Below are 15,315 nucleotides of genomic sequence, written 5' to 3'. Positions count from 1 at the left end.
ACGGTAGCTCAGACGCAAAAGGATGACTTGTGACCCTCGTCGTCGTGTCGAACCGGGTTGCCAGCAGCGATGCCAATGAACCCAAGATAGGCGGTCTTGCAGCGGCGCTGCTCCCCGTGGTGCACAAATCCGGAGCAATCTGGGTGGGGTTCTCGGGCCAATTGGACGATGGTCATGAGAAGGAGCCGCCTACCGAGACGCACGGCGGAGGCAGGCTTGTAAGGCTGGATGTGCCCGCCGAGGATTATCGCCGCTACTACGACGGTTTTGCCAATTCGGCACTATGGCCGGCCTTGCATTGGCGCGCAGACTTGGCTCGCGCCGGCGCCTCGGAGGAGGATTACGATAGCTATCGCAAGATCAACGCCATCATGGCGCAAGAACTGGACCGGATCAAAGAGGCGGCGGCGTTCTGGGTGCACGATTATCATTTCCTTGCTCTCGGCAAGGAGCTGCGCAAGCTCGACATCAAAAAGCCCATCGGTTTTTTCCTGCACACGCCATGGCCGCCGCGCGCTATAATAGAGAGTGTGCGCCATCATGACGAACTGATCGGGGCGATGTTGGATTACGACCTGATCGGCTTTCAGACCGAGGAGGACCGGACCAACTTTCTCGAGTATCTCGGCACCGATCCCATGGTAAACATCAACGGCTATGTTGCGACCTGTGGTCGTCGCCAAACCCGGTGCCAAGTGTTTCCGATAGGCATCGATGTGGACACGTTCACGCAATGGAGCGCGGACGCCGTCTCGGAGCCTTTGATCTCTTACATACGACACGGCCTCAACAGTGAAAGGATAGCAATCGGCGTCGACCGGATCGATTACTCCAAGGGTATCGAAGAACGCCTACATGCTTTAGATCGCCTATGGACCCAAAAGCCCGATCTGAAGCGGAGGATCTCGCTATTGCAGATCGCGATTCCGTCCCGCATCGGGAATCCGATCTATAAGAAGTTGCAGAAGGATGTCTCGGATCTCGTCTGCGACATCAACAGCCGCCATCGTAAGGACAACTGGATTCCGATTAGCTATGTCAAAGAGGGCTTCAGCCAAGCCGCACTTGCGAGTCTGTACCGCGCCGCGGAGGTTGCATTGGTAACGCCGTTGCGTGATGGCATGAATCTGGTGGCGAAAGAATATGTCGCGGCGCAAGATCCAAAAGATCCCGGCGTGCTGATCTTGTCTAAATTTGCTGGCGCTGCCAAAGAGCTGGAGCAGGCGCTGCTCGTCGACCCGAACAACATCGACGACATCGCAGACAAGATTTCGACGGCAATGTCGATGTCGCCTGGCGAGCGCATTTCGCGCTGGCGCGACATGATGGCGAGACTTAAAGCATATCCCATCGCGCGATGGAGCGAGGACTTCGTTACGGAGTTGAAGAAAACTCCGACTGAGAAACTCGCCGGCCCGTTCGGTCCGCGGAATGTGGGGGAGCCTAGCGGCTCGAAAGGGAAGGTCGAGCGGACGTTAGCCGGCGGGTCGAGTCATTTGGACCTGTCGCGGCAGTTGTCACGTCCGGCGTCCGATGTGACGACTAGGAGATTAGATCATGATTTCACGAACATAGTAGGCCCGGGCTGGAACCATGGTCCCCAAGCGGCCCCGGACGTCCTGCTTGGCGTCCTGAATAGAATGGCCGCGTTCCCGAGGCCGTTGCAGGCAACGACAAGTCTTTACATCCACGGTCATTCCTACATGGCGCAGTTGGCTGCGGGGACAAGGGAGGTGACCCTTAACAATCCGCTAGGCGTCAACGTTATTCTCATACCGCAGCTTAAGGGCGGCTGAACAGCTCGTCTGGACTGCAAATCGTCCCTAACGCTCTTCTTCTATTACCCATATCTATCTGTGTCTGCTGATCGGCTTGAGCGGAAAGAATCACTTCTGATTCCTTCGCGAGCATTCGAGGCGCGAGGGAGCTTTAAGGAATCAATTGACCGAAGGCTGGCTGCGATCTCTGCAGAGAGCACATAGCACAATGTGTGTCGCTCGTCTGCCGAGATTGAGTGAGGGCCAAGGCAGTCACCGCTCCTACGACAGGTTAGCGAAGTGGCATCGATGCCGTAGGCTTCGCGCGAGCGATGTGTTACATCGCGATTGGGACTGGAGCAGATGGTTCTGATCTCGCTTCGTGTCGCCGCCGACATCGCGGCAGAATTCTCGGCTCTTGCTGTCAACCAAGGCGCCAAGTCCGCGCTGTTGCGGCACCTCATTGCAGACGCAATAAATGCGCCAGCACGGAGCGGGCGGCGTTGCGGATTCGGGTGAATCCGATGAGCCTGGACGTCGACGACCGTCTCTTAGGGTGAGGGCAAACAATCTCCCGAACCACGATGTGAACCAGCCGCTGCTTGGTGCGTGTGTCCGTTGACGGTGCATTCCGAACCCGCGGCAGATCATCTCAAGTTGCAGTAGCAGGGCGCGGTCGATCCTTGCACTTTCCGGCGATGCGGCGCGCCGCTCCTTGATCCGCCTCTCAAGCTCGGCAACCCCGCTCCAATGCGCCATTTTAGCGCGCCTCGAGTTCACGGGCAAGGAGACGCTTCGCCGGATCTACCAGCTCGTATCGGCTTGCGGCGTAGGACGCTTCGTTTCGTAGGGTCCGACTTCAGGCTTCCCGACGGCGGCAGTGATTTCTTGTCTCGACCGCTGAACCTGGCCGGACGCCAATATCGCTGCTTCAAAAGCCCGATCGGAGACAGTCTCACGTATTTTTAGCGCGACCCACGATCGACCCGCACTGCGCCGATGCTATACATAGGTCGGCACCGACATGGGCATCGTCGCCGCGTTATTGATAACGATGGGCATTTCCTTTGGCCTGGCCAAAGACCACGGGCATCATCTGCCTGCAACGACGCAGCGCATCAACACGGCCAGCAGTGCACGTCCCCGCGCGCCGATTTCCGCGAGCAATTCTTCTTCATGTCCGTCAATCACGACCCATGACGTAGAATCAACAATACGATTGTGAGACCCTGTTCGGCTACACGCGCGATACTCGGTCCGAACACGAGCCGATTTGGTACATGGGACGCCCAAAACCGTCAATGGGACCGGGGTATCTTTGTCGCATGTCGACGTTGTACGTCGGACAATTTGTCTGATCAGCAGGCATATGAGCTCGCTTGCTCAATCGGTTCAGCCTCAATGCAACAATCAGCAATGGTAGCCAATACTAGCCGCCTATCTAACATCTGTTGAGCAAGCACTGTCTACACACTGCCATCAAGCAGACCCGGCATAGCCAACCGGGAGCTCTGCGACGCCTCGAATGTACGCCCTGCATCCGCCATTTCCCGGACGGTGCTTGCGACAAAATTTCCGCCCTTGGTTTGGCGGGGAGCATAGCGCGTCGGCGCCGCAAAACAGCGGCAGCGCGAACGTCGCGGCGTTGTCACCATTTATCCTCGCCGCTGGTGCTGCCGGGAACGTGCTCCCATTTCACTTCTTTGTAGGTGAACGACCAGTCTTCCATGTTCTGAAAGAAGTTGTTCTGCGGATTGATTGTCAGCGGCACATAAGCCTTGCCCTCGACTAACGTCGCGTTCTTCCAGGTTATTCTGAAGAAGTTCTGCGGCTGCGGCATGCCCCCTGGATCGGTGCGGTAGAACTCGCAGACCAGGTTTTCGAGCACCTCGTTGGTGGCCAGCGCCTGCCATAGCAGCGGCGAGGCCCGATCGAAGAATTTCGTGAATAGCACAGGCTGGTGGTTGCGAGAGCCTGTGGCGACACCGCTCGTCGTGTCGCGCGGAACGACGACGCCGCTGGTGAAGGCGACCACGGTGATCTTCCCTTGCTTATCAGAGGCCCCCTTGGCGACCTGCCCGATGCTGTCCAGCTTGGACGCATCCTTGGAGATGTCGCCCTGCTTTTTTCCCTTGATTGTCATGTAGGCTTCAAGTGACACGTTCGTCTCCCCGGTCTCTGGCATACCCGGCACATACTTGCCCGATGACCCTCGCAACATCCGTGCCAAGAGCCGTGTGCAACCGACACGGATTTTCGGGCCTACCGGACGTGATGGTCAATTGGGCTGGGCAGGTCTCCAGGCACCGGCACCCATCACGCGAAGAGTCATCGCAATCAAGACAGCAATCCGTCACGGCATGACAGGGGCGACCTGTTCCAATTGACAGTCGATATCTAGAAAGGCACGCGTGGCAACATCGAGTACAGCCTGTCCCCTCACCTGGTACCCTATGCGGTTGTCGACAACTGCATTGCCCAGCAACGCGTAGACGATCACCGTGCGAGGACCACGTTGTTTCTGATCGAGACAGCGCGTGGATAATTTGAGACGCAATTCTCGTCCGTCGCGAAGCCGTTGCGAACGAACGCCGTCGGTCGACGGCGAGGGTATGTTGATCGACACTGCCGGCAGGATGGTCGCGCGTGCCGCATTGGCGACCGCTTCCAATACCGGGTCGATCTCGCGAGTCGCTGGTCGCCAAGCGGTCATAAGCCGCCGTGAAGAAATCATGCAGGTCCGTCGTAAATCTCGATCGTGGCGCCAGATTGCGACTTGAGGCGATTGAACAAAGGCGTTTCCGAAGTCACTCCTGCCTTCATGTCGGGGTTATGGACCGCCCCGATCACGACTGGCCGATCAATATCGCCGTTCAAGTAGCCGACCAGAACTTCAGTTCCGGGGACTAACGGATAATGCAAGCCGGTTTGATTCGGACCTACATAAGGTTCGAGCTTGCGCACGTAGTCGCTGCCACGTCCCTTTGCCAGTTCTTCGGCGAATGCCAACTGCACCTTGTAGCGGCCATGGTCGTCGATCTCGGCCCGCCCGTTCAAAGCTTCTCCATCGACTGTGGCGGTGTGGAGACCGACGCCCAGAGGCACAGGCGTCATCACAACCGGTCGATAAGGCACGTCCGCGCGGATGCAATGGACCATGTTCTGGTAGGCTCGCCCATCCTGAGCGAACGCGCGGAATCCGGTCGGTGCCGGCCGATAGGCCGAGTGGTCCGCGGCGATGACGAGATATTCACCATCGAAACGGGGATGGCCCTGCAGTTCGAAGATCACGCCAGCTCGCAGCTCCGGTGCGTCGCTGTGGCCGATGTACATTGTCTGGCCGGCGCAGATCTGCTCGGCACGGATCCGGGCCAGCGTGGCCGCTTCTGCTTCGTCCGCAAAGTGCCCGCCGAAGCGCGAGGCTTTGCCCAAGAAACCGCTGCCTTGTCCGACCTGCTTATCGACGGACACGACGGAAGGCACGGTCTCGTCATAATCGTGGAGCGCGATAGTCTTTGTCGAGAGAACCCGGCGCTGCCGGAATGACCGAACGGAGCTTTCGTCGACGCCTCGAGATGTCTTGCGCTCGTATTGGCGCGCATAGAGGAGCGCCGACTTGGCGCCGAACCCGACCTTGGGGAAGGCCAGATTCTTGTCGCCGAAGACGACGATGTCACCGTCTTCTTCCTGCTTGAAGAAGTAAAAAATTCCGTTTCGTTCGCAAAGGCGGGAAATGAACATCAAATCACTTTCATTGTATTGCACAACATAACTTCGTTTGGGATAGCGATCGAGATTGTATTCGGTGGGAACGCTGATGCTCACCTTGTTCAACTGCTGTTTAATGATGTCATCGACACCCATGGGTTCGCCAGGGCCATAAATGCGGCTCGCGATGGAGAGCTCAGCAACGGCAAAGCGCGGCCGTAGGACGAACTGGAGCACTCGTAGGCCAGTCACCGTCGGATCGAGTTCCTCGACTTGGGCGCACAGGCCCGAGGCAAGCCATCGCCCGCACGCGGTTTTGACAGACAGCTTGGCGCGCTCGCCTATCAAAGAGCCGGTATCGACATCGCTCGATGTCGTGGCGTAGATCACGTAACTGAACGGCAGTGAAATGCACTCTGTGCCCTCGAACCCCTCCACGTCGAGCTCAATATTGGGCTTGCTGCAAATGTCCAGATGAATATTGAGATTGGAGTCGTTGTTCATCTGTGCACCATGTCAAACTCTGGCAGTGTTAGGCTTGCTTGTCACGGGTGCTGGGGAGCGAGAGTCGTTTGTGAGCCCGAAACACTGAATGCTAGCGATATCTCACCTAGCTTAGTCGTTACGGCCGCAAACTGCGCCGACAGCAGAACTTAATAAAGCCGAACACGGCCTGCCGAGATGCGGGACGAACTCGCCGACCGGCTCGATCGTGGCAGTTTAAGCCCTGAAGCGACACCCGCCGTCCGCTGGCGAGATGGTGGAAGGCCGGCCCGGTGTCTCGTTGCCATCCATCGTGTATCGCAATCGCCTAACGGCGCCGTTATGAATGTCCGAACGGCGCATCTGGCGCATGGTTCTGAAGAGTTCATCGTTCTCTGCAGCGGCTCGGAGCGCAAGCTGGATCTCACAACGTGAGCCTTGCTTATCAGCACGGATTCGACATCCGGGTGTCGCATTCGAATTCCTGCGGCGCGAACATTGCTCTCTTCCTTCGCACCATAGTTGCAAAGCCGATCGGCAGACCCGCGCGCTTGGTGTATGCGCTCTCAGATGCAGATACGCCGGTTTTCGCTCTTAAGGCGATGCGCACGGGTTCAAGTGAAAGAGAGCATCGTTTGCCTTGCTCCTTTGCGTGTCCTTGCCAGTTGGTGTCGCTACATCTCAATAGCAACAGCCGTGCCAATGACGTCTCCTGATTTGAGCTATTGATCGCCTTGAAATAACTGAGATGTACCGAACAAGTGTTCAACCTGACAAGGGCGACGGCCCCACACTGTCAGACTCTGAACAACAGTCGAGCTGAACGCACCCTAACAAGGTCTTTCGGAGGCATCTCATGATTCATCGCTCGACAAGATCAGCTATTTTTCGAACTAACCTGCAGAGGGACCGGTCCACGACGATCAGCACGGGACGTGCCGCGTGAGGCCACCACAGAGAGGCCTTTCGACGGCTGATGGCGAGCCTATTTGGTGGGCCACAGCATTGAACCGGTACTTCGGTTCTAAGACCGCGCAGCAAACAGACATGTCGATCGTTAAACAAAAGTGTTTGTGACCGAACAGACAGTGCAGATTGGTCTGGTTCACTTCTGGGCATCTCGTGTGTTAGCCTGTGCACTTCAGAAACGCGCTGCGTCCTTGAGCTCCTAAGGGGGCCGTGTTATCACCACTTCAGGCTAGACGCGGCACTGAGGATTGTGACTGCTGTTTTCGGACCGCCTTGGAGGCGAGCCCGAGACAATCCCGAAGCTATCGAAGCGCTGACACTGCAACGCGGCAAGACAACATGGCTCCGGTCCCTGCGCAGACAAGGAAAGGATCCGAGGGGCAGAGGGTGCGCCGCAGATGGCCGCCGACTTGAGCTTCTCGTCGATCGGGATTATACGGCCGCGATCGACTCGTAACGCGAGAACCGGTCTCGAGAAGTCGACGGTCAATCTCGTCGGATTCGTCATCGCAACATCCATCGCCCTGCCGAACGACGAAGTGTAGGCGGTTAAGATTGATCGCAAACAAGCTGGAGCGGTGGCGAATCGTGCTGCTTTTCAATTCGGAGCATCTGGCAGAACGGCTCCCAAACCAAACTCACGCGACGTGCGCTTCGCATCGAGCGAGCATGCCTTACCGCTGCAGTTGCAGCTTTTACCGGAGGTTCGCGTGAGTGACAGCAGCGGCGGCTCGGATCAGTGGCTCCCCCTCTATGCGGCGGATATGCAGCTTTATGAGCACTTCTGGGACTGGTTTGCTTGGAAGCTCCCGGAGCGCCGCTCCCCCCGCGCCGACGTTGCAGCAGGCGATATGCACGATTTCCTCGGGTGGATCCGTGAGACTGACAGACCCCCAATCGCCGACCGGATTACGCGGCCGTCATTGGATACCGACGTGCAAGTCTATGCAGCCGACTATATAGGGCGCGATGCACCGGAGATTGGCGGGTTTCGTAATCGTCTCCTGAACTTGCGAGATATGCTTCGGGACCTGCATTTGGAGAAGTGGGCACGTGAGAGGAGTCTGATGTTTCAGGGCTTTGATGGAGCCGGGCCCTCGTCAAGTAGCCGCAATAGCAACGATATCACCGACAACAGCGATAGCAGCGGTGGCGGCGAAAGCAGCAGGGGCTCCAATCAGGTGCGCGGCCCGTGTGAGGTGGACATGCCGTTTCATCAGGACTTTTGGGATTGGCTTAGAGAGAAGCTCCCGAACCGCCGTTCGCGCGGCGCCGACCATGCTGCAGGGGATTTGTACGACTTCCTCGAGTGGATCCGCGAGACCAACAGACCCCCAATGGTGGACCGGATTGCGCTGCCGTCGTTGGATGCCGACGTGCAAGCCTATGCAGCCGACTGTATAGGGCGCAACGCACCCGCGATTGGCGGAATTCGTAATCGTCTCCTGAATTTGCGAGATATGCTTCGGGATTTTCAGCGCCACGTTCAATTCGAGGACTGGGCCCGTACGCGCGGTGCGATGTTTCAGGGCTTCGAAGTCACCGGGCCATCGTCATCACCACTGGCGCCCACAATGCCGTCGGATCGCCCGTGCCTGGCAGCAGGGGCTAGGCAAGCCGAGCGTGACTTCGGAGCTTATGTCCTCCCCGGTTGGAGGGGCGGCCTAGCGCCGGACCCACTGATCGCGGAATTGCGAGAAAGCGGCCTCCTTCCGGCGGTGTTGCGGCCAGAAAGTGTGCTCATCAACGGTATGCGCTATGCTGCGGTATTGTGGGCAGGGCGGGTGCCCGTGACTCCAAATAATCCGGAAGGCAAAAACTTTATTCTCACCCCTGGATACAGCGAGTTGGGACTGCAGCCCCTGCCTCGAGCCCAGCAGATGAATGAAATCGAGCCATTCCCCGATATCGGGGCGAGCGTCGGCAATGACTGGATTCACGGTCCCCGCGTGGCCGACGACTTCCTGATCGGCATACTGCGAGCGTTCAGACTTCTGCCGACCCCTGAAGTTCCAATGCCTCGCTTCTACATCCAGGGTGAGCGGTACACAGCCGAAACGGGACCAGGCGGCTGCATCCTTGTCATCCATCGACGCTAAGCTTGCCAAAGGAACGGTTGGGCTGCAAGTCTGAAGTGGAGCAGATGATCGGCATTGCCATCTTATAAACTATCCGCATGGCCAGCTCACAGATTCCCGGTGCAACAAGCGATCGATTTGCCTCCCGGCGCGGGCCAAGGCCAGGGTTTGGCTCCCTGGCAGCGGATGTGTTCGCCTCGTACGTGTCGCTCATATACAGAGATCGCTTGATCTAATGTCGTGAATCTAACGCTTGTTTCGCCCGGGCGACTTTTCGAAGATTTGGCTCGCAGACTTGGTCCAGACGGACGGTTTGGGATCGGCATAGTGGTTTTCCAGGTATTGCATGATGGGGCCTTTCAGCTCAGCGACGCTCCCGCGGCGGATGCGGTTTCGGGGGATCTCGGCAAAGAAGCGCTCAACCATGTTGAGCCAGGACGCCGAGGTGGGCGCAAAGTGCATGTGGAAGCGCGGATGTGCCTTGAGCCAGCGTTTCACGGCCGGGGTCTTATGCGTGGCATAGTTGGCGACGAGGAGGTGAAGGTCGAGACCCTGATCTGTTGGTCAATCAGCTTGGAAAGCGCAGAAACTCCCGATGCTGATGGCGTGGCATGCACGCCCCGATGACCTTGCCGTCCAGCATGCTGAGCACTGCAAACAGCTCCTGTGCCATCGTGCTTATAGTCATGGGTCGTCGTTCCGGCGCGGCCCTTCATCATCGGCAGGCCAGGCTGAGGGCGGTCGAGGGCTTAAATCTGGCTCTTTTTCATCGACGCAGAGAACCAGCGCCTGTCCGGCGGATCGAGATAGAGCCAGATCATATCCTCGACCTTCGCGGCGAAGTGCTTGTCGCGCGAGACCTTGAACGTGTTGATGCGACTTCAGCCCGCCGCACGCCAGATCCGTTGATCCCTTGGACGCTGCTGTAGGAAATGCCGGCTGCCGCCGCCATGCTGCGCCGCTCCAATGCGTTGCCTTCGAAGGCCTCTCGTGCAGCGTCCGCACCACTTTCTTGATCTTCTCAGGGCTCAACCGCTTGACGCGCGAAGGCCGGGTTGCGTCCTTCAAAAGCTTGTCCGCTCCCTTGCCAACATAGCGGCGGCGCCAGCGGCGTATTGTCAGAAGGCTCTTGCCCACGGCCGTCGCAATCGCTGGCCAAAAGCACGATCTGCGCTCTCCAAACCACCTTCTGGGGCGCGTTCCGGTTTCGGACCAGTCCCTCCAATCCTTCGCGATCAGCACAGCTGATCGAAATCCGTCCGATCGTCCTCATCGGCCCAGATTGGCAGGTCTGAGCCGATTCGTGAATCGTTCGTCAGCATCGGAACACTAGCCGGCCAATTCCAATACGGGTCAGCCGCGCCATAATCCGAGCGCCAAAACTCCCTCGCGGCTATCGAACAATTTGAACTGCGGCGTTTCAGCGAATTCTGGCAGCGGAAAGAGATCCTCTCTCCAGTTGCCGATGAGCACCCAAAAGAGCGAGACTGTGCGCTCCTCATGACGTCGCATTCGGGCTTTTTCTGCGAGTAACTTCGCGCGCGCCTACTCTCACTCGGACATTGGCATACGCTGACCGCACAATCGGTAGAACCAGGGCGGCCGACCAAGGCTTTGAACGAACTCACCGACGGTTTGTATCCGGTCGCGGCGATTTAGGGCAAGGCCCGAAGCGAGCACCCGCCATTGCGCTGACGAAATAATCGGGGACTGCGCCGGTCTGAGATTTGCCTTGAGTGCTTCGTCGGCCGGCCACCGCGCATACGGGTGCTTGCCGGTCAGGGCCAGATACGCGACCACCGCGAGAGAGTAGACATCGTCACTTTCCGCCCGTGGCTCACCCATCAGCATCTCTGGGGAAGCATAAGCCGGTGTCAGGAGTCCAATTTGATCCAGCACAGCTTTCGCCCTGTCGCATTGCGGCGGGCCGCCCAGCGTGACGACTGTCCCAAAATCCACAATCTTGATCTCGCCCGTCGAGGTCATGAAGATGTTTCCCGGTTTGAGGTCACCATGGACGATACCTAAGTTGTGCATGTGGGTGAGCCCCTGCCCGGCGGCGTTGACGATATGAAAGGATACAGAGGGTGACAGCGGCTGTCCCTGACGATCGGCCAGGATCTGCGCTAGCGAGCGGCCTTTTAAGAGCTCCATGACCATGTAATGGTACTTGCCGTCGTAGTCGGAATCGTAGATTCGCACCAAATTCTGGTGCACGAAGTCGCGCAAAAGGCGCGCCTCGCCGTGCAGCAACTGCACTAATTTCGGGCGCATCTTCGAATGCGGTTGGATGACCTTCACTGCGACCTCGGGATTTTGCTCACGCGCCCATAGGCCGATCCGATCAATCGCGCGATAGACGGTGCTGGTGCCGCCCTCGCCAATGACCTCTACCAGGTCGAAACGACCGCCCAGCACGTATCCCAAGGCGGCCGTACTCACAATGCAACCTCGCCCAAACGTTCGACGATCGCACTCGCATCCTTGTTAGCCTGTTCCGCTGGAGCGCAAGGCAGGACGATGCCCGTCAGAATGTGGACCGCCAACAGTCCCTTGAGCTCCTGATACAGCACTTTCGTATCGATGCGGTTGCGGCAAAGCTGGGACATGTCGCGCAGCTCACTCGCCGCTACCAGGCGACGGCGTGCGAGCGTTGCGGCCGAGCTGAGCGCTCGCTCCACGGTGGTGCCACCGTCATTTTCGCGGCTCTTCCCAAAAACACTGAAAAGAACTCTCACGGCGCTCCTATCATAGGTGATCCGGACATTGGAACGAACGAAGGACATGTAAACTGAACGGATTGCTTACACTTTCCGCCCGCAGTTCATAGGTTACCTTGGGTCGGTGAGATCCACCGATCGCGATGGTGAAGCGGTCGGGAGCGCCACGCGAGGCGGGCCGCGAGGCGTCGAGGAGACGGAAGAGAGCCCAAGGGCCTGAGCGCTCTATCTTCTCCTCAGTCCCATCCACTAAGACAAGGGTGATGGAGGCCGTGCTTGCATCGTTTCGAGTCGGCCATTCAATGTCGTAGGCACGGGACGGCTCATGACGATAGACAATCTCCCTGCCATCCATGACAAAAGTCGCGCGGAGCAGTTTGGGGGCGAGGTAGACCGGCTTGATGCTGAACTTCACGGCCGGTGCGGCGCCAGAACCGCTGAAGAAGGACTTGCGAATCTCTCGCGCGCGCTGAAATTGAGCCAGAGCATCCGCATGAATCGGCGCCGCCGCGCCGTCAATCGTCGCCGGCTCAAGGCCGGTCCTGCCCTCGACGACGAATGGCGACAGGTAATTCTGAAAAAAGTCATCGAGGATGCCAGCGGGACGAAAGAGATCGCTGAAGTCCTTTAATGTTACGTCCTCGGTCGCTGCCGAGAAAAATGGATAACGCTGGTAGATGCCAGTTTGGCAGACCGGCACCACTTTCCGCATCCAAACGGCATTGAGATGCCCGTGGGCCTGTTGAAGCAAGACGCTCCATGTTGAACGCGCGATGTCGTTCATGATGGTCCGGACCAACTCGGGTTGTAGCGCCGAGTCGGCGCGCAAGGTGCCGAAGGCATCGTTGTTCGGGTCCTTGACGCGCCGCTGAACGAGCTGAAATGCGGCCTGGCCGGGATCCGGTGCGGTTGCGATACCGGCCACCGTTGCATACAGACCGCCGAAAAGATCCCGGATGCGATCCATACCGGCCGGCTCTCCCGAGGCCCCGCCTATGCCGAGTTGGACCAGAGGCCGGAAGGCTTCCGTAATCCGTGTTCCCGGCCAGGAACCGTCGCCGGGTGCCGCAGAGAACATGCTGACCGCTGTCTCGCCCGCCCTGGCCGCGTTCTGCTCTCCGGGCGGCGGCAGGTTCGTATTGTCGCGCACGAGGGAAATGATCTGCTGCAGGGTGCTTTGCGGGCCGGCCAACCCGCGCAGGATCCCCGAGGCGCGCTGCATATCGTCGAACTTGCGGACGCGGACGCTGCTCAGCGCGTTTGTCCAAATGCGAATGTAATCGGCAACATAGCGATCGATGACCTTGCGCACCACCTGCTGTGTATCCGCCTCGTCGAACGAGCTACCGGCGAGGACCCAGTCGCCGCTTTGCTCGTCCTGGACGATGATTGGAAGGTGCGGCAGCACGAAATCGATCCAACCATCTCGTGTGAAGATGCCCGGGATGATCGCAGTGCCGTCCGAAGAAGGTAGCCCTTGCTGGTCAAAAGTAGGGAGCACAGCCTGGGGTTTTATCTCAAGCTGGCCGGCCCCCAGTAGACTGACCAGGTGGATTGGCCGGAGCTGCGTGTTCTGAGCGCCTTCGCGCAAAAGCCGGGCGTAGATCTGCTCGACCAGGGGACGTTCCATCAGCCGCGAGCCCACCGCAACTACGAATGTCCGGTCACTCGTGATGGGCTTCGGCAGCAACTCTATGAGGCGTGAAAAATGCTCCATTAGCTCGCCCGCTGATGTCTCGTCGAGCGCAAATGCACGCGCCACTTCGCTACGCGCAGCCTGTTCGACTTTGCCGCGATCGAAATGCCTCGGATCGCTCAGCCTCAAATACGTGCGGAACATTTCCTTGGCTTGGTCCAGCAGAGCATCATTGCCAATACGCGATAGGTCTTCGATGCGAAAGGCAAGTCTGCTGGCAAAAACCGGCAGCAGGCGATCGACCAGAATCTGATCATAGGCCTGTTGCGCAGCTGGCACGAGCACCGGGGTCGCCGAAATTCCGACGGCACCGAGCCAAGTGTACCAAGTGTTCTCGCCGGCAGCCAGACGCAGCCGGCGCGCGGCATTGAGGGTCGGCAAGAGCTGCTTCAGGTCCAGCGGCTCGCGTACTTCCTTGAGGCGCCCTTGCAGTGTCTGTGCGGCCATTTTTATTTCAGTGATGCGCGCTTCGCTGCGGGCGAAGGCGTCGTACCACTGGGTCAATGCGGCCACCGCCAGTATGACCGCCGCGAAATAGCCACCACAGTGCTTCATCGCGAGCTTGCATTCGAGTTTGAGATTGCGGCCGACCAGTCCCTGCTCGGCAAAGATCACGTCGGCCAGCAACTGCTTGATGAAGAATCCCTTTCCCGGTCCGATTGACGACGTGGGCAGGACTGCGCGCAGACCGCAATTCCTTCTGACCGCAGCGCTGATCCTCTCAATCGGCATCCCTTCCTGGGCAGCACTTGTCAGGTAGATTCCGCGCAGCATCGGTCGTACTTCGAAGCGGCTCGACCGGAATACCTCGCTCACGAAGCCAGCGACCGCGGTCCGGATGCTCCGCAACTCTTTCGGAAATATATACATCATTGCACGACGATTGGGATTACGTTCGTCATGCATGCGAAAGGCTAATTTGCCCTCGAGCCGCTCGGCAAGTTCCTCGATCTCACGGGTTACGACGTCATCAATGTGATCGCCTGGCCCTTCGAGAGGAAAGGTCTTGCCCCAGACCTGCGCGCGGCCCTCATCGTCGAGATCGTCGAAATATTCAGCGAAGCCAGGCACGAGATCACACTTGGTCACCACAACATAGACCGGAATGCGCATGCCAAACGTCTTCAGAAGCTCCTGTATCCGCGATCGAATCGACTGGGCGAGCCTGCGCCCGTTCTCATGGCGCATCAAGAGATCGGACAGGCTGATCGCAACCAAGATGCCGTTGATCGGCCGCCGGCGTCGATGCATTGTGAGAAGATTGAGAAAGCCGTGCCACGCCGCACGATCGACCTCGGCATCCGTATCCTGGCTCGTGTAACGACCTGCCGTGTCGATCAAGACTGCTTCTTCGGTAAACCACCACTCGCAGCTTCGCGTGCCGCCGAGGCCCGCCACCGGGTGGGCGCCGAGCCGTTCGGCCAACGGAAATTGGAGGCCCGAGTTGCGCAGGATCGTCGTCTTGCCGGCGCCCGATGGCCCAATGACGACGTACCAGGGCAATTCGAAGAGAGAGCTTGGTCCGATCTTGCCGGCGAACACCTTATCGCGCAGGACCTTAAGCGCGTCCTCGAAGCGTGCCCGGATCAGCTCGACCTCCTCCTGACTACGATTTTTGGAGGTCGTGACGAGGCCTTCGCTCTCCATCAGCGACTTGATGACCCGCCGGTTGGCACGGCGCGCCAGCCAAGAACGGACAAAGATGATGACGACCACCGCCAGAAAGAAGCAGGCGATTGTGGCGGCGCGAACAGTCACCGAGCCGAACGGATGTTGACCGAACAGGTCAAGGTAAGGCCCGCCTACCCAAATGAACGCGCTGACCAGCAACAAGGCGATCAGCGTGGTGATGCCTCGAACCGAGAAGAGTGCCGCGAATTGAGCCCCAAACATCTGCACCTCCA

At 58.6% G+C, this 15,315-nt stretch carries 10 protein-coding genes and 1 pseudogene; 3 read left to right on the top strand and 8 right to left on the bottom strand.

Features of this window, described 5'->3' with window-relative positions; all coding sequences use genetic code 11:
• Window positions 1–29: 29 nt before the first annotated feature.
• Both QCM77_RS05595 and QCM77_RS05590 read left to right on the top strand, forming a co-directional pair.
• The gene (locus QCM77_RS05595; protein WP_279682268.1) at window positions 30–1,796 is read left to right on the top strand and encodes an alpha,alpha-trehalose-phosphate synthase (UDP-forming); all 1,767 of its coding nucleotides are present in this window, start codon (window positions 30–32) and stop codon (window positions 1,794–1,796) included.
• Window positions 1,797–2,781: 985 nt separating this feature from the next.
• Window positions 2,782–2,982 carry a hypothetical protein gene (locus tag QCM77_RS05590; RefSeq protein WP_279682266.1) on the top strand — a complete coding sequence of 67 codons (201 nt, stop codon included), beginning with the start codon at window positions 2,782–2,784 and terminating at the stop codon, window positions 2,980–2,982.
• A gap of 423 nt (window positions 2,983–3,405) precedes the next feature.
• On the opposite strand, the gene QCM77_RS05585 is transcribed toward QCM77_RS05590, so the two are convergent.
• The 4 genes from QCM77_RS05585 to QCM77_RS05570 all read right to left on the bottom strand — a co-directional run bounded on the left by QCM77_RS05585 (window position 3,406) and on the right by QCM77_RS05570 (window position 6,651).
• Complete coding sequence (locus QCM77_RS05585; RefSeq protein WP_279682264.1) at window positions 3,406–3,918, bottom strand: Hcp family type VI secretion system effector; 513 nt, start codon at window positions 3,916–3,918, stop codon at window positions 3,406–3,408.
• 192 nt (window positions 3,919–4,110) lie between these two features.
• Window positions 4,111–4,491 carry a hypothetical protein gene (locus tag QCM77_RS05580; RefSeq protein ID WP_279682262.1) on the bottom strand — a complete coding sequence of 127 codons (381 nt, stop codon included), beginning with the start codon at window positions 4,489–4,491 and terminating at the stop codon, window positions 4,111–4,113.
• Window positions 4,488–5,969, bottom strand: a complete 1,482-nt coding sequence (locus QCM77_RS05575; protein WP_279682261.1) for a type VI secretion system Vgr family protein — start codon at window positions 5,967–5,969, stop codon at window positions 4,488–4,490. Before QCM77_RS05575 ends, QCM77_RS05580 begins: the two co-directional genes overlap by 4 nt.
• Before the next feature lie 424 nt (window positions 5,970–6,393).
• The gene (locus tag QCM77_RS05570) at window positions 6,394–6,651 is read right to left on the bottom strand and encodes a hypothetical protein (protein WP_511337185.1); all 258 of its coding nucleotides are present in this window, start codon (window positions 6,649–6,651) and stop codon (window positions 6,394–6,396) included.
• 976 nt (window positions 6,652–7,627) lie between these two features.
• On the opposite strand from QCM77_RS05570, the gene QCM77_RS05565 reads away from it, so the two are divergent.
• Complete coding sequence (locus tag QCM77_RS05565) at window positions 7,628–9,016, top strand: hypothetical protein (RefSeq protein ID WP_279682260.1); 1,389 nt, start codon at window positions 7,628–7,630, stop codon at window positions 9,014–9,016.
• Window positions 9,017–9,241: 225 nt separating this feature from the next.
• Here the strand turns inward: QCM77_RS05565 and QCM77_RS05560 are convergent.
• From QCM77_RS05560 to tssM, 4 genes and pseudogenes are all read right to left on the bottom strand, one after another.
• A pseudogene (locus QCM77_RS05560) lies at window positions 9,242–10,268 on the bottom strand (IS630 family transposase).
• Between the two features lie 278 nt (window positions 10,269–10,546).
• Window positions 10,547–11,437, bottom strand: a complete 891-nt coding sequence (locus QCM77_RS05555) for a serine/threonine protein kinase (RefSeq protein ID WP_279682258.1) — start codon at window positions 11,435–11,437, stop codon at window positions 10,547–10,549.
• Window positions 11,434–11,733, bottom strand: a complete 300-nt coding sequence (locus tag QCM77_RS05550) for a hypothetical protein (protein ID WP_279682256.1) — start codon at window positions 11,731–11,733, stop codon at window positions 11,434–11,436. Before QCM77_RS05550 ends, QCM77_RS05555 begins: the two co-directional genes overlap by 4 nt.
• A gap of 10 nt (window positions 11,734–11,743) precedes the next feature.
• Window positions 11,744–15,304 carry a type VI secretion system membrane subunit TssM gene (gene tssM, locus QCM77_RS05545; RefSeq protein ID WP_279682254.1) on the bottom strand — a complete coding sequence of 1,187 codons (3,561 nt, stop codon included), beginning with the start codon at window positions 15,302–15,304 and terminating at the stop codon, window positions 11,744–11,746.
• Window positions 15,305–15,315 lie beyond the last annotated feature (11 nt).

The sequence above is a fragment of the Bradyrhizobium nivariense genome, assembly GCF_029846695.2.
GTDB lineage: Bacteria > Pseudomonadota > Alphaproteobacteria > Rhizobiales > Xanthobacteraceae > Bradyrhizobium.
This window is presented reverse-complemented; position numbering and strand designations above follow the sequence as displayed.